Origin of the sequence: Streptococcus respiraculi, from assembly GCF_003595525.1 — a bacterium.
In the GTDB taxonomy this organism is placed as follows: Bacteria; Bacillota; Bacilli; order Lactobacillales; family Streptococcaceae; genus Streptococcus; species Streptococcus respiraculi.
The window spans coordinates 1,070,202-1,096,938 of the sequence record NZ_CP022680.1; the positions used below are offsets into that span (position 1 = coordinate 1,070,202).

The 26,737-nt window shown below is 41.5% G+C and carries 25 protein-coding genes and 1 pseudogene; 24 read left to right on the forward strand and 2 right to left on the reverse strand.

Translation table 11 applies throughout. The features are described 5' to 3' along the window. Positions 1–119 precede the first annotated feature (119 nt). Positions 120–1,292: an MFS transporter gene (locus CHF41_RS05400; protein ID WP_119876332.1), complete on the forward strand. Its 1,173-nt coding sequence runs from the start codon at positions 120–122 to the stop codon at positions 1,290–1,292. A 406-nt stretch (positions 1,293–1,698) separates the two neighbouring features. On the opposite strand, the gene CHF41_RS05405 is transcribed toward CHF41_RS05400, so the two are convergent. Next, complete coding sequence (locus CHF41_RS05405; RefSeq protein WP_082815611.1) at positions 1,699–1,869, reverse strand: DUF3042 family protein; 171 nt, start codon at positions 1,867–1,869, stop codon at positions 1,699–1,701. A 68-nt stretch (positions 1,870–1,937) separates the two neighbouring features. Between CHF41_RS05405 and miaA the strand changes: the two genes are divergently transcribed. The 18 genes from miaA to rfbB all read left to right on the forward strand — a co-directional run bounded on the left by miaA (position 1,938) and on the right by rfbB (position 20,156). Continuing rightward, positions 1,938–2,828 carry a tRNA (adenosine(37)-N6)-dimethylallyltransferase MiaA gene (gene miaA, locus CHF41_RS05410; protein ID WP_119876333.1) on the forward strand — a complete coding sequence of 297 codons (891 nt, stop codon included), beginning with the start codon at positions 1,938–1,940 and terminating at the stop codon, positions 2,826–2,828. Next, positions 2,825–4,075: a GTPase HflX gene (gene hflX, locus CHF41_RS05415; protein ID WP_119876334.1), complete on the forward strand. Its 1,251-nt coding sequence runs from the start codon at positions 2,825–2,827 to the stop codon at positions 4,073–4,075. Before miaA ends, hflX begins: the two co-directional genes overlap by 4 nt. Next, positions 4,062–4,688, forward strand: a complete 627-nt coding sequence (locus CHF41_RS05420) for a cystathionine beta-lyase (RefSeq protein ID WP_119876335.1) — start codon at positions 4,062–4,064, stop codon at positions 4,686–4,688. Before hflX ends, CHF41_RS05420 begins: the two co-directional genes overlap by 14 nt. A 10-nt stretch (positions 4,689–4,698) precedes the next feature. After that, a complete protein-coding gene (gene rnz / locus CHF41_RS05425) occupies positions 4,699–5,628 on the forward strand; it encodes a ribonuclease Z (protein WP_119876336.1) in 930 nt (309 codons plus the stop codon). Further along, positions 5,625–6,380 carry an SDR family NAD(P)-dependent oxidoreductase gene (locus CHF41_RS05430; protein ID WP_119876337.1) on the forward strand — a complete coding sequence of 252 codons (756 nt, stop codon included), beginning with the start codon at positions 5,625–5,627 and terminating at the stop codon, positions 6,378–6,380. The genes rnz and CHF41_RS05430 overlap by 4 nt, the downstream gene beginning before the upstream one ends. Positions 6,381–7,269: 889 nt before the next feature. Then, entirely contained in the window at positions 7,270–8,817 is a 1,548-nt protein-coding gene (gene cls / locus CHF41_RS05435; RefSeq protein ID WP_119876338.1) for a cardiolipin synthase, read from the forward strand. Positions 8,818–9,182: 365 nt separating this feature from the next. Next, on the forward strand, positions 9,183–9,548 hold the full coding sequence (locus CHF41_RS05440) for a hypothetical protein (protein WP_119876339.1): 366 nt from the start codon (positions 9,183–9,185) through the stop codon (positions 9,546–9,548). Between the two features lie 191 nt (positions 9,549–9,739). Beyond that, positions 9,740–10,354, forward strand: coding sequence for a CPBP family intramembrane glutamic endopeptidase (locus CHF41_RS05445; protein WP_119876340.1), 615 nt, complete (start codon positions 9,740–9,742; stop codon positions 10,352–10,354). A gap of 138 nt (positions 10,355–10,492) precedes the next feature. After that, positions 10,493–12,718, forward strand: coding sequence for a single-stranded-DNA-specific exonuclease RecJ (gene recJ, locus CHF41_RS05450; protein ID WP_119876341.1), 2,226 nt, complete (start codon positions 10,493–10,495; stop codon positions 12,716–12,718). Next, positions 12,715–13,566 (forward strand): metallophosphoesterase family protein, encoded by an 852-nt coding sequence (locus CHF41_RS05455; RefSeq protein ID WP_119876342.1) that lies wholly within the window; start codon positions 12,715–12,717, stop codon positions 13,564–13,566. Before recJ ends, CHF41_RS05455 begins: the two co-directional genes overlap by 4 nt. Before the next feature lie 107 nt (positions 13,567–13,673). Further along, positions 13,674–14,186, forward strand: coding sequence for an adenine phosphoribosyltransferase (locus CHF41_RS05460; protein WP_119876343.1), 513 nt, complete (start codon positions 13,674–13,676; stop codon positions 14,184–14,186). 90 nt (positions 14,187–14,276) lie between these two features. Beyond that, positions 14,277–15,218: a homoserine O-acetyltransferase MetA gene (metA, locus tag CHF41_RS05465; RefSeq protein ID WP_119876344.1), complete on the forward strand. Its 942-nt coding sequence runs from the start codon at positions 14,277–14,279 to the stop codon at positions 15,216–15,218. A gap of 75 nt (positions 15,219–15,293) precedes the next feature. Next, positions 15,294–15,971 carry a DnaD domain-containing protein gene (locus tag CHF41_RS05470; RefSeq protein WP_119876345.1) on the forward strand — a complete coding sequence of 226 codons (678 nt, stop codon included), beginning with the start codon at positions 15,294–15,296 and terminating at the stop codon, positions 15,969–15,971. Between the two features lie 3 nt (positions 15,972–15,974). Beyond that, positions 15,975–16,661, forward strand: coding sequence for a tRNA (adenine(22)-N(1))-methyltransferase (locus CHF41_RS05475; RefSeq protein WP_119876346.1), 687 nt, complete (start codon positions 15,975–15,977; stop codon positions 16,659–16,661). After that, positions 16,648–17,442: a Nif3-like dinuclear metal center hexameric protein gene (locus CHF41_RS05480; protein ID WP_119876347.1), complete on the forward strand. Its 795-nt coding sequence runs from the start codon at positions 16,648–16,650 to the stop codon at positions 17,440–17,442. Before CHF41_RS05475 ends, CHF41_RS05480 begins: the two co-directional genes overlap by 14 nt. A gap of 171 nt (positions 17,443–17,613) precedes the next feature. After that, complete coding sequence (gene rfbA, locus CHF41_RS05485; RefSeq protein WP_119876348.1) at positions 17,614–18,483, forward strand: glucose-1-phosphate thymidylyltransferase RfbA; 870 nt, start codon at positions 17,614–17,616, stop codon at positions 18,481–18,483. Further along, a complete protein-coding gene (locus CHF41_RS05490; protein ID WP_119876349.1) occupies positions 18,483–19,076 on the forward strand; it encodes a dTDP-4-dehydrorhamnose 3,5-epimerase family protein in 594 nt (197 codons plus the stop codon). Before rfbA ends, CHF41_RS05490 begins: the two co-directional genes overlap by 1 nt. A 24-nt stretch (positions 19,077–19,100) precedes the next feature. Then, positions 19,101–20,156: a dTDP-glucose 4,6-dehydratase gene (gene rfbB / locus CHF41_RS05495; protein WP_119876350.1), complete on the forward strand. Its 1,056-nt coding sequence runs from the start codon at positions 19,101–19,103 to the stop codon at positions 20,154–20,156. A gap of 166 nt (positions 20,157–20,322) precedes the next feature. Here the strand turns inward: rfbB and CHF41_RS05500 are convergent. Continuing rightward, positions 20,323–21,275, reverse strand: a pseudogene (locus CHF41_RS05500) (IS30 family transposase). A gap of 602 nt (positions 21,276–21,877) precedes the next feature. Between CHF41_RS05500 and CHF41_RS05505 the strand changes: the two are divergent. Genes CHF41_RS05505 through rfbD form a run of 5 tightly spaced genes read left to right on the forward strand, consistent with a single transcriptional unit; the run spans position 21,878 to position 26,571 of the window. Further along, on the forward strand, positions 21,878–22,579 hold the full coding sequence (locus tag CHF41_RS05505) for a glycosyltransferase family 2 protein (protein ID WP_119876351.1): 702 nt from the start codon (positions 21,878–21,880) through the stop codon (positions 22,577–22,579). Beyond that, the gene (locus tag CHF41_RS05510) at positions 22,572–22,922 is read left to right on the forward strand and encodes a DUF2304 domain-containing protein (protein ID WP_119876352.1); all 351 of its coding nucleotides are present in this window, start codon (positions 22,572–22,574) and stop codon (positions 22,920–22,922) included. The genes CHF41_RS05505 and CHF41_RS05510 overlap by 8 nt, the downstream gene beginning before the upstream one ends. Continuing rightward, positions 22,912–24,162, forward strand: a complete 1,251-nt coding sequence (locus tag CHF41_RS05515; RefSeq protein ID WP_338058436.1) for an MATE family efflux transporter — start codon at positions 22,912–22,914, stop codon at positions 24,160–24,162. The genes CHF41_RS05510 and CHF41_RS05515 overlap by 11 nt, the downstream gene beginning before the upstream one ends. A 22-nt stretch (positions 24,163–24,184) precedes the next feature. Next, positions 24,185–25,678 carry a DUF2142 domain-containing protein gene (locus CHF41_RS05520; RefSeq protein ID WP_119876353.1) on the forward strand — a complete coding sequence of 498 codons (1,494 nt, stop codon included), beginning with the start codon at positions 24,185–24,187 and terminating at the stop codon, positions 25,676–25,678. Between the two features lie 41 nt (positions 25,679–25,719). Then, complete coding sequence (rfbD, locus tag CHF41_RS05525) at positions 25,720–26,571, forward strand: dTDP-4-dehydrorhamnose reductase (RefSeq protein ID WP_119876354.1); 852 nt, start codon at positions 25,720–25,722, stop codon at positions 26,569–26,571. Positions 26,572–26,737: the final 166 nt, after the last annotated feature.

A 26,737-nucleotide genomic window follows, 5' to 3' on the forward strand; every position in this document is an offset into this window, starting at 1 on the left:
TATTTTGAAAGAAATGCTATAGTCGAAGACTATATCTGATAAGAATGCTTTTCTAGCCTATTTTCTTTCTTTGAAATATGGTATAATGACTAAAGTAAAAGCTAGAAAATGAGGTTTACATGAAGAAACAATCAGTCTTTATTGCAGTAGGAATCGTGATGTTAGGAGCGGTGATGCGCGTGCCGATTACAGCCATTCCTCCGATTTTGACAGACATTGCAAGTAGCTTGGGTGTCTCGGTAAGTGACTTGGGAATCCTCACGTCTATTCCGCTATTGATGTTTGCTCTCTGTTCATCTGTTGCCCCTAAATTAGCCAATCGCTTTGGTATGGAGCGGTTGATGGGTGGAGTATTACTCGCTATGGGTATCGGCTCGCTGTTGCGGATTGTCAACCTTCCTTTTTTATATTTGGGGACGATTCTAGTAGGGGCAACAATCGCTGTAATCAATGTACTGTTGCCCAGTATCGTTGCAGCCAGTTTTCCGCATAAGATTGGTCTTTATACCACCTTATACATTACAATGATGGGGACTATGTCTACGGTAGCCTCAATGGTTGCTGTTCCCATTGCGGCAGCGACTTCATGGTCTTTCTTTATCATCTTGGTGACAGGTCTTATTGGACTAGCCTTTATCAGTTGGCTGCCGAATATGAAAGAAAATCATCGGGTAGAAGAAAAAGTGCAAGTGCAGGAGCAGGCAACGGGTTCGCTCTGGAAAAACAAGGCTGCGGTGATTTTTCTAGTCTTTAGTGGTCTGCAATCCATGCTTTTTTACACCGAGTTAACCTGGTTGCCAACGATGGCACAAACCGCAGGTTTAGCTCAAAATCAGGCAGGATTTTTAGCTGGGATTTTTAGTTTGGTGAGTATACCTGTTTCTATGGTGATTCCTGGAATTGTCTCACGCCTGAAAAAAGAGCAACGAGCAATCATGATGACTGGCTTATCTTGCCTAACCCTAATGGGTCTCGTCCTGATGTTATTTGCGCCAACAACGTTTATCACGTGGTTGATCATTCATCTCTTGCTGGGTTTATCTGTCAGCGCTTTGTTCCCTTACATGATGTTGTCGCTGTCTCTAAAAACCAGTAATAGTCAAGCAACGGCTCGCTTATCAGGGATGGTACAGACAGGAGGCTACTTGATTGCAGCAGTAGGACCAGCTGCTCTAGGCTATAGCTACTCTATTGCGGCGTCGTGGGTTCCGCTTGTTATCAGTTTACTCATAGTGACCCTTGCTATGATGTTTACCATTTTCTTAATCGAAAAAGAAGATGTGATTGTCTAATAAAAGCGACTCAAAATAAAACGAAACGAAGTTGGGACAAATAGTTCCTGACTTCGTTTCGTTTATCGCTTGAACAGCTAGGCTTGCTTTCTTGTTTCCAAGCTTGTGAAAAAACGAGGTTGAGACAAAAGTCTCTTACCTCGTTACGTTACATAGTTTTAACAGTTTAGCGCAGCAGTTGTCTGGTTTGTAAAATGTTGATAAATCAACATTCTAGTAGAAGAGGCTAGCGAAATGTTCGCTAGCTCTATTTCCAACCTTTCACAATTCTTAATTGTGAAAGCTAGTCAACTTGCGGGGATGGGACAACGAAATCGAACTCTAACGAGTTACCGATTTCTGTCCCACTCCCAACTCGCTTTTTGATTTTCAGGCTCGTGAAAAAATGCTCCACTGGAGCATTTTTTTAATGTGCGACACGGCGGCGTGCTGCTTTTTTGCGATTTTCTTCGATGAACGCTTCTTTCTTTTCTTCAGGTTCAATGATTGTTTTATGAATCGTAAAGACAGCACCTGCAGCAAGAGCGACTGTGCTAGCAACTCCTGTTAAGAAACCTTTTCCAAAACCTTTAGCCATAGTTCTTTCTCCTTTACTTATGTTATAATAGATTGTAGCGAAAAAACAAAAAATTTTCAAGGAAAAAGATGAAAACAAAGATAATAGTAGTAGTAGGACCGACTGCGGTGGGGAAAACTGCCCTGGGAATTGAGCTTGCACAGCGCTATAATGGTGAGATTATTAGTGGTGACAGCCAGCAGGTCTACCGGCAATTAGATATTGGAACAGCTAAGGCAACTAAGGAAGAGCAGAGCCTTGCGCCCCACCATTTGATTGATGTACGTGATGTGACAGAAGGCTATTCTGCCTATGATTTTGTAGCAGAAGCTAGCCAGTTGATTGCGGAACTTGCTGAAAGAGGCAAGCTCCCAATTATCGTTGGTGGCACAGGTCTTTATATTCAAAGTCTGCTTGAGGGCTATCATTTGGGTGGACAGGTGGCACATGAGGAGATTCTTGCTTACCGAAAAGAGCTAGAGATGTGGTCAGATGAGTGTTTATTTGGGAAAATAACAGAGCTGGGAATTGATATTCCCCAAATCAACCGCCGTCGTGCTATGAGACAGCTGGAGTTGGCGCATTTTGGTCAAGAGTTGGAAAATCAAGAACCATCTTATGAAGCCTTAGTGATTGGTCTGTCAGATGAACGAGCTGTCTTATATGAACGGATTAACCAGCGTGTGGATCAGATGGTGGAAGTCGGCTTGCTAGAAGAAGCCAAGTGGCTCTACGAAACCTATCCGGCTGCGCAAGCTAGTTTGGGAATTGGATACAAGGAATGGTTTCCTTATTTTAAAGGGGAGATAACTGTCACAGAAGCGATTGACAAGGTCAAGCAAAACACCCGCCGCTTTGCCAAACGCCAATTGACGTGGTTTCGTAACCGCATGCAGGTAGCGTTTGATTTCGTATCTGAAGAGGGATTCAAGGACCAGATTTTCCAACGAGTAACGGAATTTTTAGAGGAAAAATCATGATTGAAACGAGAAAAGAAGAAGAGCGTGCCTTGCTGATTGGAGTAGAACTGCAGCAGACAGAAAACTTTGTCATGTCTATGGAAGAACTTGCGAGTCTTGCTAAAACAGCTGGTGCAGTTGTAAAAGGTAGCTACACCCAGAAGCGGGAAAAGTACGACAGTAAGACCTTTATCGGCTCAGGAAAATTAGAAGAAATCAAGCTCATGGTGGAAGCAGATGATGTTGATACCGTCATTGTCAATAACCGTTTGACACCGCGCCAGAATGTGAATTTAGAGGAGATTTTGGGTGTTAAGGTCATTGACCGTATGCAGTTGATTCTTGATATTTTTGCCATGCGGGCAAGAAGCCATGAGGGGAAATTGCAGGTGCATTTGGCTCAGTTGAAATATATGCTCCCCCGTTTAATTGGTCAGGGAATCATGCTCAGCCGTCAGGCGGGTGGAATTGGTTCACGTGGTCCTGGTGAGAGCCAGCTGGAGCTCAACCGCCGTAGTATTCGGAACCAGATTGCAGATATCGAACGCCAGCTAAAAATTGTAGAGAAAAATCGAGCAACGGTGCGGGAACGTAGACTTCAATCAGGCATTTTTAAAATCGGACTAATCGGCTATACCAATGCGGGAAAGTCTACGATTATGAATGCTCTGACAGATAAGCGCCAGTATGAGGCAGATGAATTGTTTGCAACTTTGGACGCCACGACTAAGCAGGTACAGCTGTCCGATACCTTCCAAGTAACGGTGACGGATACGGTTGGATTTATCCAGGATTTACCGACAGAGTTGATTTCCGCCTTTAAATCAACCCTTGAAGAATCGATGAACGTGGATTTGCTACTCCACATTATTGATGCTTCTGACCCCAATCATGCAGAACAAGAAGAAGTGGTCTTGGGGATTTTGCAAGAGTTGGAGATGTTGGACATTCCCCGCCTCGCCCTTTATAATAAATTAGATAAGACAGATGACAGCTTTACACCGAGTCAATTTCCGCATGTCATGCTGTCTGCCAAAGATGAGAATGCCAAATCCCATATCCAGATGATGGTCTTAGCGAAGATTAAGACCATGTTTGAGCCTTTTGAGATTCGCGTCCCTTTAAAAGACAGCTATAAGCTTCATGACTTGGGGCTGATTTGCTTGATAGACAAGCGGTTTTACGAGGACGATGTCGAAATCATCAAGGGTTACATTGCTAGGGAACACAAGTGGAAATTAGAGGGATTTGAAAATGGACTATATTGATTTAGCCTTGAAATACGGTGGCTTTACCAGTCTTGATAGGGTTTACTTGACGCGGCAACTGAATGAATTGAACGACAGCCAGAAGTTATCCTTTATCACACCGCCACCTTCTGTTATCAATGCCTATTTTGCTGAAATCTATCAAAAGAGAAGCCCGCAAGCTGCGACAGAGTATTATCTTGAACTATCTAGGGAACTCAAACTCTGCACGGAACACCCCTCTTTTGCTGAAGAAAAGCCTTTTATTCGCTTGAATCTATCAGGAAAATCTTTTGGCTTTGCCTATCAGAACGAGCAGGAAGTGGCTTGTGTATTTGCAGAAAATGAGGAAGAAATCACCCCCAGTCTTCTGTTTGAGGTGGCACAGGTTTTCCCACATTACACGGTTTTTGTCAAGGATGAGATGATTTTTATGCAGCCGATGGCGATAGACGAGGAAGGACTTGAAATGGTAGAAAGCACTTATCTCTTGACGGAAATTGCCACAAGTGCGGATTGGGTGCGGATTTCAGGCTTGAATCAAGAGGAGGTTGTAGAGGCTGCAAGTGCCTATCAAGGGCAAGCCTACTATGCTTGGTCAGGGCTGACAGCGATCATCTATATTCAACAATAGAAAGAAGTTTATGTATATTCAATTTTTAGGAACAGGAGCGGGTCAACCCTCCAAATCACGCAATGTGTCGAGCTTGGCACTGAAATTACTCGATGAAATCAATGAAGTCTGGTTATTTGATTGTGGAGAAGGTACGCAGAATCAGATTTTAGAAACCAGCATTCGTCCGCGCAAGGTGAGTAAGATTTTTATTACCCACTTGCATGGCGATCACATCTTTGGGCTTCCTGGCTTTTTATCTAGCCGTTCCTTTCAGGGCAATGAAGAGCAGACGGATATTGAGATTTATGGACCGACAGGCATTCGCCAGTTTGTCTTGACCAGTCTGAAAGTATCTGGTTCTCGTTTGCCGTATCGAATTCATTTTCATGAGTTTGAGGTGGATCAAGTGGACAAGGTGCTAGAGAACGACAAATTTACGGTATTTGCCGATAAGCTAGACCATACCATACCGTGTGTCGGCTATCGTGTTATGCAAAAAGACTTGGAAGGAACGCTTGATGCAGAAGCGCTTCGAGCGGCGGGTGTACCATTTGGCCCCCTCTTTGGTCGAGTAAAAAATGGTGAGAATGTCGTCTTGGAGGACGGGACAGAAATTATCGCAAGTGACTATGTGTCGCCACCGCGTCCAGGGAAAATTGTGACCATTTTGGGCGATACACGCAAATGTCATGCCAGTGTTCGTCTTGGAGTGAATGCAGATGTGCTGGTGCATGAGTCGACTTATGGCAAGGGGGATGAGGCGATTGCTCGTAAGCACGGACATTCAACGAATATGGAGGCAGCTCTCGTCGCAAAAGATGCGGGGGCAAAGCGTTTGTTGCTCAACCATATTAGTCCGCGCTTTTTGTCCAAGGACATCAGCCAGCTTCGCAGGGACGCTAGCAGTATTTTTGAACAGGTTTATATTGTCAAAGATTTAGAAGAGGTTGAAGTATGAGGAAGATTCTGATAACAGGGGCTTCTGGTGGTCTAGTCCAAGCTATGGTGCCGCTTTTGGCGGATGATTTTCTGATTTTACTGGGGCGCGATAAGGCAAAAATGGAGCGCCTTTATGCCAGTCATGCCAACAAGTTGGTCTGTGATACGGATCTTCGGGATGAGGCTGCCTTGAAAGACTTGCTCAGTCAGCTAGAGGAACAAGTTGGGGGTATTGATATCTTGGTCAATAATGCAGGCTATGGTCGCTTTGCAGATTTTAAAGATTTTTCGAGTCGGGAAGTGCGGGAAATGTTTGAAATCAATACTTTCGCTCTGATGACCTTGTCCCGCTTGGTTGGTGAGCAGATGAAGCAGGCGCAAAAAGGTCAGATTATCAATATCGTCAGCATGGCAGGGTTAATTGCTTCTAGCAAGTCCTCGGTCTATTCAGCGACCAAGTTTGCGGCCATTGGTTTTTCAAATGCCCTGCGTTTAGAGCTAGCGGCGTCTAATGTCGTGGTAACTACGGTCAATCCGGGACCAATTGCAACAACCTTCTTTGAACAGGCTGATCCAGAAGGAGCTTATTTGGAGTCAGTCAAGGCTTTCTTATTACAGCCTGATGAGGTAGCATGTAAGATTGTCGGAGTCATGGGGACCAAAAAGCGGGAATTGAGCCTCCCATGGACGTTGGCACTTGCCTATAAATGCTATACCTTGTTTCCGAATTTAGCAGATTTTCTCGCACGTACTGTTTTTAATTATAAATAATCACCAGTATGGATGAATGGAAAATGAACTAAGAGCTATGTAAAAAAGGGACGCAGATGTTCCAACTTTAGTTGGTTACAACTGAGGCTCCCTTTAGTGGGGACGCAGATGTTCCAGTTTTAGCTGGTTACAGCAGAGGCTCCCTTTAGTGGGGACGCAGATGTTCCAGCTTTAGCTGGTTACAGCAGGGGCTCCTTTTAGGGATAAGTCTTCCTATTTTGCTGTAGCTGTTACGAGCTTGCTCGTTTTACAGATACGGCTGCCCTAGGGGTATACTGTATGCTTTTAACGCCCTTGTATCTTGAGTAATTGAATTCGGGCTAAAAGCTCGGAAAATAGATAAACATTCCTAAAAGCTTTGCTTCTTCGTCATGTTTCCTAATTTTCATTCGCTTTTTTAACGCCCTCATATCTTATGAAACTGAACTCGAGCTAAGCACTGTGTGAAAAAGATAAGTCTTCCTAGAGTTTGCTTACTCTTCGTCAGACTTCCTATTTTCACTGTGTGCTTTTAACGCTCTCGTATCTTATGAAACTGAACTCGAGCTACAACTCACTGACAAAAAGATAAATCTCTTTGGTTGCAAGCCAACCTGCTTCGATCTCCTATTTTGTCTAGGAGTTGCTTAACGCTCTCGTATCTTATGAAACTGAACTCGAGCTACAACTCACTGACAAAAAGATAAATCTCTTTGGTTGCAAGCCAACCTGCTTCGATCTCCTATTTTGTCTAGGAGTTGCTTAACGCTCTCGTATCTTATGAAACTGAACTCGAGCTACAACTCACTGACAAAAAGATAAATCTCTTTGGTTGCAAGCCAACCTGCTTCGATTTCCTATTTTGTCTAGGAGTTGTTTAACGCTCTCGTATCTTATGAAAGGAGTTGACATGAAAAAGTTATGGCGTTTGATTTATAGCCGTACTTTTATCGTTCTTTTACTGATTGTGGTGACGGTTGGGGCTATTTTGTGGACGGTTACTTCCGCCACGGTGCTTGCTCCAGCTCTACTTTCTGTACTACAAATCTTTTCGATTATTGTAGCGATTTCGGTGATTAACCGCCCGATGAATGCCAGCTTTAAATTGACTTGGATTGTCTTTATTATCGGGATTCCCATTTTTGGTGCTCTTTTTTACTTTATTCTACAGTCCAATATTGAAACCAAGCGCTACCGTAAGACTTTTAAACGCCAGAGTTTGCTCCTACGTCAGTATGGACATACCTCGTATAAGGTCTTAAATGCGCTAGCCGAGCAAGATAAAAACCAGTTAAAACTGGCGCATTATATGAATCAATATGTCGGCTATGCTCTTCATTCGAATACCGATGCGACTTATTTCTCATCTGGAGAAGCCAAGTTTGAAGCCTTGTTGGAGGAGTTGCGCAAGGCAGAAAAATACATTTTTATGGAGTATTTTATCGTTGATTTTGGCTACATGTGGGATTCGATTTTGGAAATTTTAAAGGAAAAAGCAGCTCAGGGAGTGGAAGTTCGGTTTATGTATGACGGAACCAATTCTCTGACTCTGTTGCCCTATAATTACTACAAAACCTTGAGAACATATGGTATCAAAGCCAAGGTCTTTTCTCAGATTATCCCTGCCTTGTCAACCGTTCAAAACAATCGAGATCACCGAAAAATTGCAGTGATTGACGGTCAGGTAGCCTTTACAGGTGGAGTCAATATCGCAGATGAATATATCAATCGCAAGGAACGTTTTGGTTACTGGAAAGATGCAGCCATTATGGTTAAGGGAGAAGCAGTTGCCAATTTTACCCTCATGTTCTTGCAGATGTGGAATTTCAATGAAAAAGTACAAAATAATGACTTGAAATACCTAAAAGACCACCATGACCAAGAAAAGTCAGTCATCGATTCAGAAGGTTTCTTCCTACCGTACGGCGAAAGTCCCTTTGACGGAGATGAGGTGGCTAAGCGTGTCTGCCTTGATATGATTCAATCGGCGACCAAGTATATCTATATCATGACCCCCTATCTTGTTTTAGATGATGAAATGATGGACAATTTGACCTATGCAGCCAAGCGTGGGGTAACGGTTCGTCTGTTGCTACCGCACATCTATGATAAGCAGTCAGCCTATCTCGCGTCACGGACAGATTTTCCGACCTATCTGGAAGCGGGCATTGAGATTTATGAATACACACCTGGTTTTGTCCATTCTAAGGTCGTACTTGTTGACGATAAAAAAGCAACGGTTGGTACAGTTAATATGGACTTCCGCAGTTTTTATCTCAATTTTGAATGCGGGCTTTACATCTACAAACACCGTCAAGTCCTAGCAGACATTCACAAGGATTTTGAAGAATCCTTTGCCCAATCAGAGAGGATTACGCTGATAGACTTCGCCCGAACCTACCCATGGTATAAACGCTTTGCAGGGGCTCTCATGAAGATTATCGCACCGCTCTTATAAAGAATGATATAGGCAATACAAAGCTCCTTACGAAGGGAGCTTTTTTATAGAAAAACGCTTGCAAAGCTAGGATAAAGTGATATAATATAAATAATAATTACTTGGATAAAGTTGTGAATTGTATACTTGCTTGGTTTGAGTGGCGACCTCGTTCATCCCAAGAGAAGGAAAGAGATGCTACACTTTCCTTTGGACAATTTGCCAAAAAGACTTTGGGATTTGCGCTCTTAACGATTGTTGTCGTCATCTGGAATATCTTTTGTCACGGGAATGTTTTTACAACCTTTTTTCAGTCGTTCTTAGCATTTTGGTCTATACATCGGCTTTACCAAGACAAGTCATCAATAGAAACAGAGAAAAGGAATATGGAAAAACAACTGCAAAAAGGAAATTGGATTGTGGTATTGCTAAACTTGGCTCTCTTTTTGGCGTGGCTTTTTGGGAAAAAATTTGCTTTCACTTGGGTACCTATTTTCGCTTCGGTTATCTGTTTAGTGACATTGGTCATGACCATTCAAGCCTATCGCCTGCTGAAAGCAGAGCAGAGAAAATACCGCATTCCTAGCTATCAAAAGTGGTTTGTACTAGCAGCATCTGTTGCGACCCTGCTTTTTCTTGGATATGCTCTTTATGCGGGAGAATCAGTGACAGAGTTCCCGTTGATTTTTTTGGCAGAAATCGTGATGTCAGCCTACCCTGCAAGACTAGGTTATGAGAACCAAGAAAGTTAGAACCTGTATTCATAAGCGAAGTCATTCTAATCGGGAGCTTATTTTACGATAATCAAGGTGCTTTTTTGAAGGAATACTGACTGTATTTCGAAAAGAAGCAACGATGAGTAGTGAAAAATAAGCCCTGAATAGAGTTGCTGAGCTGTGAATACAGGTTCTTAGTCTACAGTGCTTCTTGAAAGGAGTATATCATGTTTTTTGAAAAGACCATGTCATTTTTTGCGGGAACCTTGGGAGCTTTTATTATTAATATCCTTTGTTGGCAGCTCAATCAGGGAGATTTTCACCAACACGAGCTTTTCTATATTGTCGCGAATATATTGATTTGCGCACTTTTATTCTATGCGATTCTAAAGGACAAGATTGCGACATTACGGCTTCCAAGCTGGCTAGAATTGGGGCTGGCAGCAGTCGTTTTTGTAGGGATGTTCCTATTCATGGCCCTCTATCTCCCGCTCGTTCATTCTCAGTCAGGGGCTTCCAGTGAAATTCATGCTATTACAGCAACGGGTATCAGTCTGTCCTTTTTTCTTGAAGCGAGTCTCTTTGGACCACTCCGAGAGGAAATCTTTATACGAGGCTTTTTACAAAAAGGGGTCTTTAACCATAACTGGTGGGGCTTGCTTCTTTCTTCTGCTTTCTTTTCAATACTTCATGCTCCTTTGAATGTCGCCGCTTTCGTCTACTATGCGGTAATGGGGTTGGCCTATGGTTGGGCCTACAAAAAGTCGGATAACCTGCTGATTCCAATTCTGCTGCATATTACTTGGAATGGTCTTTGGACCCTGATCGATTTGTTTCAGTAACACTCAAGAGGTGCTTGGGTGTTTTTTTCTTTCCCAGTAGCTGACGAGAGAGTTGCTTCGTGGTATAATGGTAGGCAGACATCATACTCTGTTGAACACAAGTGTCTGTGATGTTCAAAGGGTATAAGGAGAACAATAGTGATACAATCAACGTATGAATGGACCTTGATGCCAACGATTTCAGATGAAACATTTGCAAAAGCAGCTAAAAAAGAGGGGCTCGACTTGGCTGCAGCCAATTTTCTCTATTCACGAGGCATTCAGACAGCAGAAGACCTGAAAAAATTTTTACAGCCTAGTTTAGACGACTTACATGATCCTTACTTGCTTCATGGCATGACAGAAGCTGTGGGGCGGATTCGTCGCGCTATTGAAGACAATGAAGTGATATTGATTTACGGCGATTATGATGCGGACGGTATGACCTCAGCATCCATTGTTAAGGAAGCCTTAGAAGAATTAGGTGCGGAATGCGTGGTTTATCTGCCCAACCGATTTACAGATGGCTATGGTCCTAATCAGTCGGTTTACAAATATTTTATCGAACAGCAAGGGGTGTCCTTGATTCTTACAGTAGATAATGGGGTGGCAGGTCACGAAGCAATTGCCTATGCCCAGAGTGTGGGCGTTGATGTAATTGTGACAGACCACCATTCCCTGCCTGAAACCTTGCCCAATGCCTTTTCTATTGTTCACCCAGAGCATCCAGACGGGAACTATCCCTTTCCGCATTTGGCAGGCTGTGGTGTGGCCTTTAAGCTAGCCTGTGCCTTGCTAGATACGGTACAGGTTGAGTGGCTTGATTTGGTAGCGATTGGGACCATTGCGGACATGGTTAGTTTGACCGATGAAAATCGAATCTTGGTCAAATATGGCTTATCTATGCTCAAGCAGACAGAACGAATTGGTTTGCAGGAGTTGATGACCTTGGCTGAGATTAGCCCAGAAAGCTTGACAGAAGAAACGGTTGGCTTTCAACTAGCTCCGCGCTTAAATGCCTTGGGGCGTCTCGATGATCCGAATCCTGCTGTCGAACTACTGACAGGATTTGATGAGGAAGAAGCGCAGGCAATCGCTCAGATGATTGACGGCAAAAATACGGAGCGCAAGGACATTGTGCAGGCTATTTACGATGAAGCAAAGACCATGATTGATAAGGAAAAGCCTGCTCAGGTCTTGGCTAAGGAAGGCTGGAATCCAGGTGTTTTGGGAATTGTTGCAGGGCGCTTGTTGGAAGAACTCCAACAGCCAGTGATTGTCCTTTCTATTGATGCAGGAAGAGCCAAAGGTTCTGCGCGTTCGGTGGCTTCGATTGATATTTTTGAAGCTTTGAAAGAGCATCAGGACTTATTTATCGCCTTTGGCGGACATGCGGGCGCTGCAGGGATGACCTTAGCAGTCGAAAAGCTTGAGGTCCTGTCTGACACCCTATCTGCCTATATCTTGGACAATGGTTTGGACCAAGTCAGCAAGGGAGAATTGCTCTTAGATGAAGAGTTGGATTTGGAAGAATTGACCCTTGATACCTTGAAATCATTTGACAGTTTGGCGCCCTATGGCATGGACCATCGAAAGCCAGTCTTTTATATCAAGGATTTTCAGGTCGAATCAGCTCGGACCATGGGGCAACAAAATGCCCATCTCAAATTCCGTATCACGAAAGGTCAGGCTAGCTTTGATGTGGTCGCTTTTGGTCTTGGTCATCTAGTCCTTGAAATTTCCCAAAGTAAGAACTTGGAGCTTGCGATCAGTCTATCGGTCAACCAATGGAATAGCCAGACGACTTTACAATTGATGCTGGTTGACTTGCGGGTAGAAGGTGTTCAGCTCTACAATCTACGTAGTAAGCAGGCGCATTTTCCCGCAAATCTTCTCGTGGTAGATGCCACTCAAGATTTGCCAGATGTCACAGGACAAGAGGCAATCGGGATTGCAACCGTTCCAGAGGATATGCAGGTATTGAAAGCCTTGCTACAGGCACATGATTTTCAGGCCATTTATTTCAAAAATGAGATTGCAACTCCCTACTACTTAGATGGGTATGGCAGTAGAGAGCAATTTGCACGTCTCTACAAGACCATTTATCAGTTCAAGGAATTTGATGTACGCTATAAGTTGAAAGAACTTTCGCGCTATCTTAAAATCAAAGAACCCCTCTTGATTAAGATGATTCAAATTTTCCAAGAATTAGATTTTGTAGAGATTACAGATGGTGTCATGACGGTCAATAAGGACGCAGCAAAACGTGAGATTAGTGAAAGCAGCATTTACCAAAATCTGAAAAAGCAAGTAGCAGAGCAGGAACTCATGGCCCTTGGCACGGTTCAGGAAATTTATGACTATCTAATGGAGAAATCAAGATGAAACGGATTGGAATTTTATCGGATATTCATGGGAATGTGACCGCGTTAAAAGCAGTTGTGGCGCATGCCAAGCAGCAGGGGGTCGAGGAGTACTGGCTACTCGGAGACATCTTGTTGCCTGGTCCGGGAGATAAGGATATTCTTACTCTCTTGCAGGCCTTGCCAGTAAAGGTGTGTCTTAAAGGAAACTGGGATGATAATCTATTGATTGTCCATCGTCTATGGAAAGAAAAGACGATTCAGTTGCAATCAGAAAGCGAGATTTACATTTATCGGATTTGCCAGTATGCCTTAGAACGTTTGGAACAAGCTGATTTAGACTATCTCTCATCCTTTTCAGATAGGGACAGTCAAATCTTATCGGGTTTGCGGATTGGACTCTACCATCATTTACCAGATAAAAATCATGGTAGAGAACTGGTTCATGATGCCCCACAAGAAGCATTTGACAAGCTTTTCCAAGAGGAAGGGCAGGACATCGCTATTTTTGGTCATGTCCACATGCAGTTGCTTCGCTATGCCAGTCAGGGACAAATGATTATCAATCCAGGCACAATCGGGCAACCCTATTTTCCATGGGAGCCGCTAAAGAAAGATTTGCGAGCTCAATATGCTATTTTGGAAGTAGATGAGCAGGGTCTTCCTAGTATCCAATTCCATAAAATCGTTTATGATAGAGAGGCAGAGCTAGAACTAGCAAGGCAGAAAAAACTTCCCTACCTCTCCTTATACGAGGAATTGCTCTATCAGGGGAATGTCCATACCCACAACGAGAGGCTATTAGCTGATCTCCATAAAGCCTATCCCTATAAAGCGGAGGTTGAAAAATGGATTGCTCAGAGTGAGTGATAAAAATCTCCAAAATAAAGAAAACATGGTATAATAAAGAGTAATACTCCTTACCCATTAACGGTTAGGAGTATCCGTAAAACAGACGAAAGATAAGTGAGAATACAATGAACTTAAAAGATTATATTGCTTCGATTGAAAATTATCCACAAGAAGGGATTACTTTCCGTGATATTAGTCCTTTAATGGCTGACGGAAATGCCTATAGCTATGCGGTTCGCGAGATTGTCCAATACGCGACAGACAAGAAAATCGATATGGTTGTTGGACCTGAAGCGCGTGGGTTTATCGTAGGCTGTCCAGTTGCCTTTGAGCTTGGAATTGGCTTTGCCCCTGTTCGTAAGCCAGGAAAATTGCCACGCGAAGTCATCTCAGCAGACTATGAAAAAGAATACGGCGTTGATACTTTAACCATGCACTCAGATGCCATTAAGCCTGGTCAACGGGTCTTAATTGTCGATGATTTGCTTGCTACAGGTGGTACTGTCAAGGCGACCATTGAAATGATTGAACGTTTGGGCGGAATCGTTGCAGGATGTGCCTTCTTGATTGAACTTGATGACTTGAAAGGTCGCGAAGCGATTGGCGATTATGATTACAAGGTCTTGATGCACTACTAATTATAGTTTGAAACTATAAGAAACCCTATTTTTCTTCTAATTGAACGGCATACCCTCCTGTTATATAATAGAACAAAGGAGGAGTGAACCATGCCGATTAAGTTAGAGAAATCCTTACCAGCAGTTGAACAGTTAAAAGCAGAGAATATCTTTGTCATGGACGACGACCGTGCCAGTCATCAGGATATTCGGCCCTTAAATATCTTAATTTTAAATCTAATGCCACAGAAGATTGTGACCGAAACGCAGTTGTTGCGCCTTTTGGCTAATACTCCCTTGCAACTGGAAATTGACTTTCTCTACATGACGAGTCACCGTTCCAAGACGACCCAGGCAGCGCACATGGAGGAGTTCTACCATACATTTGATGAAGTCAAAGACCGTTATTTTGATGGCTTGATTGTCACGGGGGCACCTGTTGAAAATTTGGAGTTTGAAGAAGTGGACTACTGGGAGGAACTGGTAGATGTTTTCCGCTGGGCGAAACACCATGTCTACTCTACTCTGCATATTTGCTGGGGTGCTCAAGCAGGACTTTATGCCCGCTACGGTATCGAAAAGCGTAGTCTGCCTAAGAAATTATCGGGCGTCTATCGCCAAGAGGTAGTAAATGACCGTAATCCTTTAATGCGGGGCTTTGATGATGAATTTCGCTCCCCCCATTCGCGCCATACGGACATAAAAGTGGCAGATATTAAGCATTTGGACAATCTTCATGTCTTAGCGCAGGGAGCAGAAGTAGGGCTTTCGATTGTAGCAAGTAGTGATTTGCGTGAGGTTTACAGCTTCGGACATTTGGAGTACGACCGCGACACACTTGCAAAAGAGTACGAGCGAGATTGCTTAGCGGGCTTAAATCCTGCTCTTCCCGAGCATTATTTTAAAGGAGATGACCCAACAACTCGTCCAACTCTGTCATGGAATTTACCAGCAGCCCAGTTTTTCACCAACTGGATCAATTATGCTGTCTACCAAGAAACGCCGTATGATTGGAAAATATTTGAACAATCAGCCTTGTCGGCCAGTTTATAATTACTCAGTATAGATTCAGTGGGTGCAGATTCGTTGTGCCTATCGCTAATGAAACGTGAGATACAAAGAGGAACTATGAATTATTTACAGACATTTCAAAAAGGCTATCTGGTCTTGCCACCTGATTTACTCTTTCATTTTAAGGAACTATTTCCCTCAGCCGATGCTTATGTCGTTTGGCAATTCTTCTTTTATCAACATACTAGCAATACCGAGGGGCTAGCGCCTAGCCAGATTGCTCAGGCTTGTGGTAAGACCATTTCTGAAATCAATCGATCGATTGAGCAGCTACAAGAAGCAGGCTTATTGGACTTTAAGACCATCAATCTCTCTGGTGAAATCGAGATGATTTTTGATGCCTCACCTGCCTTGGAAAAGCTTGATACTCTCTTGCAACCTAAGAAATCAGAAGAGGAAGCGCAGCCAATTTCCTATGATTTGAAGCAATTAGTGGCGGATTTTGAAGCGGAATTAGGAAGGCTACTCTCTCCGCTTGAGATTGAAGATCTGCAAAAAACGCTGAATGATGATCGGACAGCGCCGGAGTTGGTGCGAGAAGCCTTGCGGGAAGCTGTATTTAATAACAAGACAAATTGGAAGTATATCCAGGCTATTTTACGAAATTGGCGTCGTGAAGGAATCACGACAGTGGCACAGGTAGAGGCAAAGCGGGCTGAACGAGAAGGTCAGCAGCCTCGAAATGTCACAGCGTCAGCGGATTTTTTGGAAGCGATGGATTATTGGAAAGAGTAGAACATGAATCAGAAAATCTCAAAACGATTAGAAATGGTGGCTCAGTTTGTGCCACAAGATGCTCGTTTGGTAGATGTAGGGAGTGACCATGCTTATCTCCCTCTTTTTTTGGTAGAAAAGGGTGTGATTTCCTATGCGATTGCAGGGGAAGTTGTCCAAGGTCCCTACCAATCAGCCTTGCAAAATGTAGCGGATTCCCGCTATAAGGACTGCATTGAGGTTCGCTTAGCAAATGGCTTAGCAGCCTTTGATGAGGCTGACCAGATGACCGCAATTACGATTGCTGGCATGGGTGGACGGTTGATTGCTGACATCCTAGAAGCTGGAAAAGACAAGCTCGGTCAGATTGAACGGCTGATTTTACAGCCGAATAACCGAGAAGATGATGTGCGGACATGGCTAGAAGCCCATGATTTTCAGTTGATTGCTGAAAGTATCTTAGAAGAACATGGCAAGTTCTATGAGATTTTAGTTGCAGAGCAAGGCAAGCAATCCTTAACAGCTTTGGAAAAGCGTTTTGGACCGCATCTTTTAAAGGAATTGTCCCCGGTTTTTCAGCAAAAATGGAATCGAGAAGTTGATAAAATACAACATGCATTAGCGCAAATTCCTGCTGAGCACGCAGTCGAACGTGCCCGCATAGAGGAAAAGATTCAGCACATCAAGGAGGTACTCGATGTTAGCAAGTAAAGTGATTGAACGATATCAGGCCTTCTGTCCTCCGAGCCTATCCATGGAGGGAGATGTATCAGGTCTTCAGATTGGTACCCTAAATAAGGATATTCAAACCGTTATGGTAGCGCTCGATATTCGGGAAACAACGGTCGCAGAAGCAATTGACAAAAACATTGACTTGATTATTGTCAAGCATGCCCCGATTTTTCGTCCGCTTAAGGACTTGGTGGCAGATGATGTGCAGACAAGAATCTATCTAGACTTGATTAAGCACGATATTGCAGTCTATGTCAGCCATACAGATATTGATGTGGTGACAGGAGGTCTAAATGATTGGTTTTGTGAATTATTGGACATCACAGACACAGACTACCTTCACGAAACACAGGTAGGTCAAGGCATTGGTCGCATTGGAACAGTAAAAGAACAAACCTTGGAAGAATTGGCGCTCAAGGTTAAGAAAGTCTTCGGTTTAGATGCAGTTCGTCTTGTGACGTACGGGCATCAAGTCCAGCAATATGTAGAACGTGTTGCAATTTGCGGAGGAAGTGGCGATAGTTTCTACAAGGATGCACTGGCAAAAGGTGCGGATGTTTATATTACAGGTGATGTGTACTACCATACGGGACAAGAAATGCTGACGAAGGGCTTACTAGCGATTGATCCGGGGCATCACATCGAAGTGTTGTTTGTGGAGAAAATTATCCAAAAATTAAAAGAATGGAAACAAGAAGAGAACTGGGATATCGCTATTGAAGCGTCAACGGTTTCTACAAATCCATTTCGTCATTTATAGTCGTTTTGTTTTCATCTATTACCTGCTTAACGTTCCACCTAACTTCAGTTATGCCTGCGACTTCGTTGCCTAGTACTACATCAAAACGAAACAGCTATATAAAGCAAGAGGTGACAGCTCGGCTTAAAAATGGTAAAATAAAGCAAATAAGATTGAAAGGTTTTTGCAACTATGAAAGGTATAATTCTTGCAGGAGGTTCTGGGACACGTCTGTACCCATTGACCCGTGCTGCATCCAAACAATTGATGCCCATTTACGATAAACCAATGGTTTATTATCCCTTGTCTACTCTCATGTTGGCAGGTATCAAGGACATCTTAATCATCTCCACACCGACAGACCTACCTCGTTTTGAGGAGATGTTGGGAGATGGCTCTGAACTTGGTATTTCACTTTCTTATGCTGTTCAACCAAGTCCAGACGGTCTTGCGCAGGCCTTTATCATTGGGGAAGAATTTATCGGTGATGATTCGGTTGCGCTCATTTTGGGTGACAATATTTATCACGGAAATGGCTTGACCAAGATGCTTCAACGTGCAGCAAGTAAGGAAAAAGGTGCGACTGTTTTTGGCTATCAAGTAAAAGATCCAGAACGCTTTGGTGTCGTCGAATTTGATGCAGACATGAATGCTGTCTCAATCGAAGAAAAACCAGAAACACCAAAATCAAACTTTGCCGTGACTGGTCTTTATTTCTACGATAATGACGTCGTTGAAATTGCTAAAAATATCAAACCCTCTCCTCGTGGCGAACTAGAAATCACAGATGTCAACAAGGCGTATTTGGAGCGTGGTGACTTGTCTGTCGAGCTGATGGGACGTGGTTTTGCTTGGCTTGATACAGGTACGCATGAGAGCTTGTTAGAAGCAGCCCAGTATATCGAAACCGTGCAACGCTTGCAGAACGTTCAAGTGGCAAACCTTGAAGAAATTGCCTACCGCATGGGCTACATTACCAAAGAGCAGGTCTATGAACTGGCTCAACCATTGAAGAAAAATGAATACGGGCAATACTTGCTCCGTCTGATTGGAGAGGCTTAATGACAGAACAGTTTTTTGATAAGGAGTTAGCTTGTCGTGAGATTGTAGCAATTCCAGGCTTGTTAGAATTTGATATTCCTGTTCGCGGTGACAACCGTGGCTGGTTTAAAGAAAATTTTCAAAAGGAAAAAATGGTGCCGTTAGGCTTTCCAGAAAGCTTTTTTGCAGAAGGCAAATTGCAAAACAACGTCAGCTTTTCTCGTAAGCATGTTCTTCGTGGCTTGCATGCAGAGCCGTGGGACAAATACATCTCAGTTGCTGATGGCGGAAAAGTGCTAGGCTCTTGGGTTGATCTTCGTGAGGGAGACACCTTTGGTAATGTCTACCAAACCGAGATTGACGCAAGTAAGGGAATCTTTGTGCCGCGGGGGGTAGCAAATGGCTTCCAAGTCTTGTCAGATACCGTAGCCTACAGCTACTTGGTTAATGATTACTGGGCTTTGGAGTTAAAACCTAAATATGCCTTTGTCAACTATGCTGACCCAAGTTTGGGAATCAGATGGGAAAACCTTGAAGCAGCAGAAGTATCGGAAGCAGATAAAAATCACCCAATGCTCAAGGATGTCAAACCATTGAGAAAAGAAGATTTATAAACTATCATCATTATCGGAGAAATCATGTCTGAATTTAAAAATATCATCGTTACAGGTGGAGCTGGCTTTATCGGCTCAAACTTTGTGCATTATGTCTATAACAATCATCCAGACGTCCATGTGACCGTCTTGGATAAGTTGACCTACGCAGGCAACCGTGCTAATCTCACTGAGATTTTAGGTGAACGTGTTGAGCTTGTTGTTGGCGATATCGCTGACGCTGAATTGGTGGATAAGCTAGCTGCTAAAGCAGATGCTATCGTTCACTATGCAGCTGAAAGTCACAATGATAACTCGCTCAACGATCCAAGTCCGTTTATCCATACCAATTTTATCGGGACCTATACTCTCTTAGAAGCAGCTCGTAAGTATGACATTCGTTTCCATCATGTCTCAACAGACGAGGTTTACGGCGATCTTCCGCTTCGTGAAGATTTGCCAGGACACGGAGAAGGTCCGGGTGAGAAATTCACTTCTGAAACCAAGTACAATCCAAGCTCGCCTTACTCATCAACTAAGGCAGCTTCTGACTTGATTGTAAAAGCCTGGGTACGTTCATTTGGTGTCAAAGCAACGATTTCCAACTGTTCAAACAACTACGGTCCATACCAACACATTGAAAAATTCATCCCACGTCAGATTACCAATATCTTGAGTGGTATCAAGCCAAAATTGTACGGGGAAGGAAAAAATGTTCGTGACTGGATTCACACCAATGACCACTCATCAGGTGTCTGGACTATCTTGACCAAGGGTGAAATCGGTGAGACTTACCTGATTGGTGCTGACGGTGAGAAGAACAACAAGGAAGTTTTGGAATTGATCCTAGAGAAAATGGGTCAACCAGCTGATGCCTACGACCACGTGACAGACCGTGCAGGTCACGATTTGCGCTATGCAATTGACGCAAGCAAGCTCCGTGACGAACTCGGTTGGAAACCAGAGTTTACCAACTTTGAAGCAGGTCTTGAAGAAACCATTAAATGGTATACAGACAATGCTGACTGGTGGCAGGCAGAAAAAGAAGCAGTTGAAGCCAACTATGCCAAGACGCAGAAGGTCATTAAATGGAGCAACTAGCCCTTATTAATCAATACTTTTGAGATGATAAGGGTTGTTTGTTTTGTTCGTATCTCTCTACCCCATGGCTCAACTCGTTTATAGCTGGGTATAGAATACTGCTACTATTTGTAGTCGTAAAAAGTAAGCGATATGTCATGAGGGCATGGCAAATTTCAAGTTCAAGTTAGCCAGTCTGTAAAAATTCTCTAGGAGATTTGTAACCCAATATCTTCTTTGGATAGTTGTTAATCCAGTTTTCAATAAATGCGACTTGTTGCTGCGTCGCCTTTTTGCTTCCCTTAGGCAACCAACGCCGGATGAGTTTATTATGATTCTCATTAGTTCCCCTCTCCCAAGAGGAATAAGGGTGGGCATAGTAGATATAATCGGGGTCAAAAACTTCTGCTAAACGACTGAATTCAGTCCCGTTATCAGCTGTGATTGAGTTAATTTGATACTCTCTGAGAATTGTTTTCAGAGATTGATTGACTGAAGACGCGGACTTATCGGGAATGAGTCGGATGATTTGATAACGACTCTTTCTATCAGTTAGAGTCAACAGGCACTCGTTTTTGCCCGTGTTTGAATAACCGTATCAATTTCAACATCACCAACATTCTCACGCTGATTAATGCTTTCTGGTCGTTCCTCAATCGATTTTCCAGCCGGCTTAAAGTTGGGACTCGCTTGTTTTTTCTTCGTTTTCTCTTTCCGAGGATAAAGCATGTCAGCCTTGGTCAACCCTAAGTGCCCATGATGAATCCAGTAGTAAATGGTTGAGACGGAGACAGGTATCCCTTTTGCTTTTACCATCATCTCAGGAGAGTATTTCTGTTTGATGTAGTGAAGAATCATTTCTTTGAGTTCCTTGGTTAGGGAAGTCTACTTCACAGAATGTTTACGATTATTTTGATAGTTTTTTTGAGCGAAGTCAGCTGAGTAGATTATTTCAAATTTTCCTTTACGCACTTGTTGCCTAACCTGACCACGTTTGACTTCGTTGTGAATGGTTTGAGGAGCCTTCTCTAATCTTCTAGCGATTTCACGATTTGAGAACCCTTCTTGAAGCCAACGTTCAATCATTCTACGTTCAGCTAGTGTCAAATGTTTCCATTTTGGTGTATAATAGTGTTGCATCTCAGAGTCTTTCTAATTGTTCTTGTGGTGATTACAATTATATCTCTCTGAGATGTTTTTTAATACCCTTGACTGGCTAACTTCATTTTAGAACTTTCGGTCATGAGGGCATGAAAGAAATTATTGTCAATCAGTAGATGCGGACTTTTGTTTTTGCTCATTTTATGCTATGATAAACTAATGATGAGCCTATTTTGATAATTGTAAGTCATAAATCAGAAGGAAACATAGGAGTATCTAAGAGATACATACTGCTCTCAATCGTAGTGCTTGCTTTAATGAGCAAGAAACCATTCCTTTTTAGTAGTAGAGAAAATTAAAGGACAAATTGGAGTGGACTTAGAGTATATTTTTATTAATGATGGTTCGAGGGATGAAACTCTTGAGGTCTTGCGTCATTTAAGTAGTCAAGAAGAGAGGTAGAAGAAGATGTTAGAACACACGTTTGTGGTGTCAGCTTATGGAGAAAATTCATTTTTAGAAGAGTGTATCCAATCGTTAATTCATCAAACAATCGCATCAGAAATTTTCGCAAGTTTTTTGAAAAAATTTTATGACAAAGCCAGCAGCCCAATAGTCAATAACAGTATTGGAGGAATAAAATGAAGAAGTTGATTATTATACCAGCTTATAATGAGAGTAGTAATATTGAAAGCACGATTCAAGCTATCAAAGCAAAAGCACCGCATTTTGATTATGTGATTATCAATGACTGCTCAACAGATAATACATTAGAAGTTTGTAAGAAAAATGGTTATAATGTAGTTAATCTTCCCATTAATCTGGGCATTGGTGGAGCAGTGCAGACTGGTTACTTATATGCTAAAAAACATCAATATGATATTGCAGTACAGGTAGATGGGGATGGTCAGCACGATCCTGCTTTTTTAGAAGAAATGGCGAGTGTATTAAAAGAAGAGCAAGTGGATATGGTAATTGGTTCTCGATTTATCAAAAATGAAGGTTTTCAATCATCATTTGCAAGACGAATCGGTATTCAGTATTTTACCTGGCTTATCAAAGCTCTGACAGGAAAAACGATTACAGATGCCACATCTGGTTTGAGACTGGTCAATCGCTCTCTTATTGAGAAATTTGCAGTCAATTACCCTCAGGATTATCCAGAACCAGAGACGGTGGTAGATGTCCTGCATAGTCACTATATGATTAAAGAAATTCCTGTAATCATGAAAGAAAGGCAAGGAGGAGTCTCTTCCATTTCGCTGAAAAAATCTATTTATTACATGTTTAAAGTTAGCTTAGCGATTGTTATTGTAAAATTGAGAGGAAGAGAAAATGCTTAGTTACACAGCTCAACTATTTATATCTACTATTATTGCTCTATTTTTGATGTGGATGTTACAACTTATTAGGAAACACCAATTAAATATTCGCTATGCCTTATCCTGGTTTCTTTTAGCTATTGCCTTACTATTCTTAGTATGGTTTCCTCAGGTTTTAGATGAGGTATCTGCTTTGGTTGGGATTTATTCACCGACAAATCTTCTGTTTTTTGTAGGATTGTGCCTGAGTTTAGGAATTATCTTTTCCTTAACAAATATTGTGTCGAGCCATGCCCATAAAATTAAACAACTCAGTCAAAAAATAGCATTGATAGACAAGGAGTTGCAATCTCATGATGAGTGAAACTACTCCGTCACCTCAAAAGATATTTCTGTGGAACATTCTAGGTAGTTTATCAACCGCTGCAATTTCTGTCTTGTTATTATTGGTTGTATCGCGAACCTTGACTGATTTAGAGGCAGATATCTTTAGCATTGCTTATGCTATTGGGAATCTATTCGTTGTGATAGGTTTATTTCAGGTTCGGAATTTTCAATCAACGGATATGCAGCCTAAATATACATTTAATGAGTATTTTGTTGCTAGACTTTTAAGTTGTTTAGGGATGCTCGTAGCAGCAGGTATCTACATTTGGATTAAAGGATATGAAGGCTATAAAGCTGTCATTATCCTAATGATTTGTCTCTATCGATTGACCGATGCTTTATCTGATGTATTTCAGGGGTTATTTCAACAAAAGCAAAGATTGGATATCGCTTCTAAGTCTTTGGTATACAGAAATACTATTATTTTTATAATTTTTACCGTATCTTTAATAGTATCTACAAATTTGGTGCTTGCCTTGACCATGGTCTGCATAGTCTCATCTTTGTTTGTATTAGTATATGATTCTAAATATGCAAAGAATTTTGCAAATATTTGTATTAAACACATTTCTATAAATAGACTGATTTCTTTATTTACAGACAATCTTCCGTTATTTTTGAATGGTTTTTTACTGGTTTATATTTATAATAATCCGAAGTATTCTTTAGATAAATTGTTAGAATTAGGAAGTACAGAAGTAGGTCTTCAAAAAGATTTCAATATTTTATTTATGCCTGCTTTTGTAATGAATTTGATGATGTTATTTTTAAGGCCTATTATAACGAAAATGGCGATTTCTTATCATCATAAAGAAGTGAAAGAATTTAGCATGCTGCAAAAACAAATGTTTCTAACTCTTTCATTGGCTTCAGTAGTTATTTTGATAAGTAGTTTTTATTTAGGAATACCTGTATTAAGTCTTCTTTACAATACTGATTTAACTAGCTACCATACGGTGTTTATGATTTTGATGTTTGGAGGTGTCTTAAGTTCTTTTGCAACGATATTCGATAATATTTTGACAGTCATACGAGCACAAAAATTCTTAGTTATCTCTTATGTGGCAGCATTTGGAATCTCCATTTTAACATCAGATTACTTTGTTTTGTCGTATCAGATTTTAGGAGCTTCTCTTTCATTTTTACTAGCTATGTGTGTATGGTTAGTGATGTCTGCGATTATTTACCGATTTATTAAGAATAAGAAGATTGAATAGTTTGATACAAGGAGTAATATTTATGAAAAATTTGGTAAAGCATTGGAATATTCGTCAAAAGAAGGGCTCTTATATCCTCTTTATAATTTCATTTTTTGTACTATCAATTATGAGTTTTCACTCAATCGTGGTACCTAAGAAAATGCTTATTTGTCTATTTGTAATTGGTTTGATGTTGATAACGTTTAAACCTAAAAAATTAGCAGCGGCCACAAGTATGATTATCATTGTAACAGGATTGTTATCTTCTTTTTTATCGCCTGTAAATGATATTCCTGACGAAACGGCACATTATTATCGTAGTGTATTTGTATCAGAAGGAGATGTAAACCTATCAAACGATTTGGAAAATTTGAAGGTATCAGAGGACGCACAAAAAGTTCAATCAAAAAATAAGACCCTGATTATAAATAGTCCCTTGAATAATGAGAAACACCAATCCAAAGAGAAAGTAGCACCAGAGGTAACGATTACAAATGTCTATTCTTTTGTTTCTTACCTCCCACAAGCGATCGGGATTGCGATAGGTAATACTTTGAATATCAGTGTTATGTTTAGCTATTGGTTAGGAAGATTTTTTAATGTACTCGTTTATGCTTTATTGTGCTACTTAGCAGTGAAAGTATCTTCCAAGGCTGAGCAATTGATAGCCGTATCTGCCTTATTGCCAATGAATGTTTATCTATCTGCCTCTTACAATCAAGACGGTATGACTTTAGGAGTGATTTTATTGGTAATTGCTTTATTTTGCAATTTCATCTGCTCCGATAGAAAAGTGACGCTTACAAAATTTATATGTTATACATTTTTGTGCATTTTATTATCTACGATGAAATTTCCGTTCATTCTTTTAATTGCACTCCCATTCTTTTTGCCATCTGAACGCTTTACTTTCCAAAAAAATAGTTGGTTAGTAAAGCTACTGTGTATCACAAGTGTCTTTATAGTTGCAGTGATATGGTTAAAACTATCATCAGAAGTACAAAATCGTTCCTTAGAAGCACTGGATCATATTAAAGATGTGAATCCTAAGGAGCAGATAGTATCAATGCTTCATTCTCCGATAAAATATACGGCTATTATTCTCAGAGAAATCTTATATCGACTGATAAAGCCGGAAAATATGAATCTATTTGGCTGGTTGACCTACGGGCCTACCTTTCTAATAGGATTGAACATGATGTTTTATTTTTTAGTTGTGGTAAACAATATAGGGAAAGTGATATTAGATAGATGGAGTAAAATATTATTATTTCTAGTGATTACAGGAATTGCAAGTGGCATTGTTCTAGCTATGTATATAACGTGGACACCAGTTGGTTTGTTATCAGTAATGGGAGTACAAGATCGATATTTCTTGGGAGTGATTCCACTTATGTTAATCTTTTTTACTTCAAATTGTTCTAAATTAGAAAAATGTCAAGATGTAGTAAGTGCTTCTTTGCTCCTTGATATTTCTATTTGTTTTATCTATGCAATGTTATTAAGTACTTTATTTACCTACTATGCGTGGTAAGTTAGCGCTTGCTCTATAAAAAAACATCAAAGGAGTCAATCATGATTTTAATTACAGGTAGTAATGGTCAATTAGGAACAGAGCTACGTCATCTTTTGGATGAACGTGGTGTTGAGTATGTCGCAGCAGATGTGGCAGAAATGGATATTACCAACGCGGAAAAAGTAGCAGCATTCTTTAAAGAAGTAAAACCAAGCATCGTTTACCACTGCGCAGCTTATACAGCGGTGGATATGGCGGAAGACGAAGGAAAAGAATTGAACTATGCCATTAACGTGACAGGTTCTGAAAATATCGCAAAAGCCGCTGAGCAGTATGATGCAACCTTGGTTTATATCTCGACGGACTATGTTTTTAATGGAAATTTGCCAGTTGGTCAAGAATGGCAGGTCGATGATCAGCCAGATCCGCAATCGGAATACGGTCGCACCAAGCGTTTGGGTGAAGAAGCAGTAGAAAAATATGCCAGCAAGTTCTATACAGTACGTACCGCTTGGGTATTTGGAAATTATGGGAAAAACTTTGTCTTTACCATGCAAAATTTGGCACAAACTCGCGACACCTTGACCGTTGTCAATGACCAGCACGGCCGTCCAACTTGGACGCGTACCTTGGCAGAATTTATGGTTCACTTGGTCGATACTGAGCAAGCCTTTGGCTACTACCATTTGTCAAATGATGCGAAAGAAGATACGACTTGGTTTAACTTTGCGACAGAGATTTTGAAAGATACCGATACCAAGGTATTGCCAGTTGATTCAAGTCAATTCCCAGCCAAGGCGAAACGTCCATTTAACTCAACTTTGAACTTGGAAAAAGCCAAGGCAACAGGGTTCACCATTCCAACATGGCAAGAAGCATTGGAAGCATTTTATCACCAGGAAACGAAATAGTGAAAGCGAGTTCTTCTCGCTTTTTTTATGTTTTTCACCTGTAAATATGGTATAATAATCTGATGTACTATAACCATCAAAATCTAACTAGGCAACGAAACTGTAGGTAGAGCCAGGCTTTGGCAAAGTGAGTGAACGATGTTAGAATTTGATTTTTGACGAGCAT

Bases quoted from the DNA above. Each gene is read 5' to 3' on its own strand.
- CHF41_RS05400 (WP_119876332.1), top strand. From the start codon at position 120: ATGAAGAAACAATCAGTCTTTATTGCAGTAGGAATCGTGATGTTAGGA.
- CHF41_RS05405 (WP_082815611.1), bottom strand. From the start codon at position 1,869: ATGGCTAAAGGTTTTGGAAAAGGTTTCTTAACAGGAGTTGCTAGCACA.
- miaA (WP_119876333.1), top strand. From the start codon at position 1,938: ATGAAAACAAAGATAATAGTAGTAGTAGGACCGACTGCGGTGGGGAAA.
- hflX (WP_119876334.1), top strand. From the start codon at position 2,825: ATGATTGAAACGAGAAAAGAAGAAGAGCGTGCCTTGCTGATTGGAGTA.
- CHF41_RS05420 (WP_119876335.1), top strand. From the start codon at position 4,062: ATGGACTATATTGATTTAGCCTTGAAATACGGTGGCTTTACCAGTCTT.
- rnz (WP_119876336.1), top strand. From the start codon at position 4,699: ATGTATATTCAATTTTTAGGAACAGGAGCGGGTCAACCCTCCAAATCA.
- CHF41_RS05430 (WP_119876337.1), top strand. From the start codon at position 5,625: ATGAGGAAGATTCTGATAACAGGGGCTTCTGGTGGTCTAGTCCAAGCT.
- cls (WP_119876338.1), top strand. From the start codon at position 7,270: ATGAAAAAGTTATGGCGTTTGATTTATAGCCGTACTTTTATCGTTCTT.
- CHF41_RS05440 (WP_119876339.1), top strand. From the start codon at position 9,183: ATGGAAAAACAACTGCAAAAAGGAAATTGGATTGTGGTATTGCTAAAC.
- CHF41_RS05445 (WP_119876340.1), top strand. From the start codon at position 9,740: ATGTTTTTTGAAAAGACCATGTCATTTTTTGCGGGAACCTTGGGAGCT.
- CHF41_RS05455 (WP_119876342.1), top strand. From the start codon at position 12,715: ATGAAACGGATTGGAATTTTATCGGATATTCATGGGAATGTGACCGCG.
- CHF41_RS05460 (WP_119876343.1), top strand. From the start codon at position 13,674: ATGAACTTAAAAGATTATATTGCTTCGATTGAAAATTATCCACAAGAA.
- metA (WP_119876344.1), top strand. From the start codon at position 14,277: ATGCCGATTAAGTTAGAGAAATCCTTACCAGCAGTTGAACAGTTAAAA.
- CHF41_RS05470 (WP_119876345.1), top strand. From the start codon at position 15,294: ATGAATTATTTACAGACATTTCAAAAAGGCTATCTGGTCTTGCCACCT.
- CHF41_RS05475 (WP_119876346.1), top strand. From the start codon at position 15,975: ATGAATCAGAAAATCTCAAAACGATTAGAAATGGTGGCTCAGTTTGTG.
- CHF41_RS05480 (WP_119876347.1), top strand. From the start codon at position 16,648: ATGTTAGCAAGTAAAGTGATTGAACGATATCAGGCCTTCTGTCCTCCG.
- rfbA (WP_119876348.1), top strand. From the start codon at position 17,614: ATGAAAGGTATAATTCTTGCAGGAGGTTCTGGGACACGTCTGTACCCA.
- CHF41_RS05490 (WP_119876349.1), top strand. From the start codon at position 18,483: ATGACAGAACAGTTTTTTGATAAGGAGTTAGCTTGTCGTGAGATTGTA.
- rfbB (WP_119876350.1), top strand. From the start codon at position 19,101: ATGTCTGAATTTAAAAATATCATCGTTACAGGTGGAGCTGGCTTTATC.
- CHF41_RS05505 (WP_119876351.1), top strand. From the start codon at position 21,878: ATGAAGAAGTTGATTATTATACCAGCTTATAATGAGAGTAGTAATATT.
- CHF41_RS05510 (WP_119876352.1), top strand. From the start codon at position 22,572: ATGCTTAGTTACACAGCTCAACTATTTATATCTACTATTATTGCTCTA.
- CHF41_RS05515 (WP_338058436.1), top strand. From the start codon at position 22,912: ATGATGAGTGAAACTACTCCGTCACCTCAAAAGATATTTCTGTGGAAC.
- CHF41_RS05520 (WP_119876353.1), top strand. From the start codon at position 24,185: ATGAAAAATTTGGTAAAGCATTGGAATATTCGTCAAAAGAAGGGCTCT.
- rfbD (WP_119876354.1), top strand. From the start codon at position 25,720: ATGATTTTAATTACAGGTAGTAATGGTCAATTAGGAACAGAGCTACGT.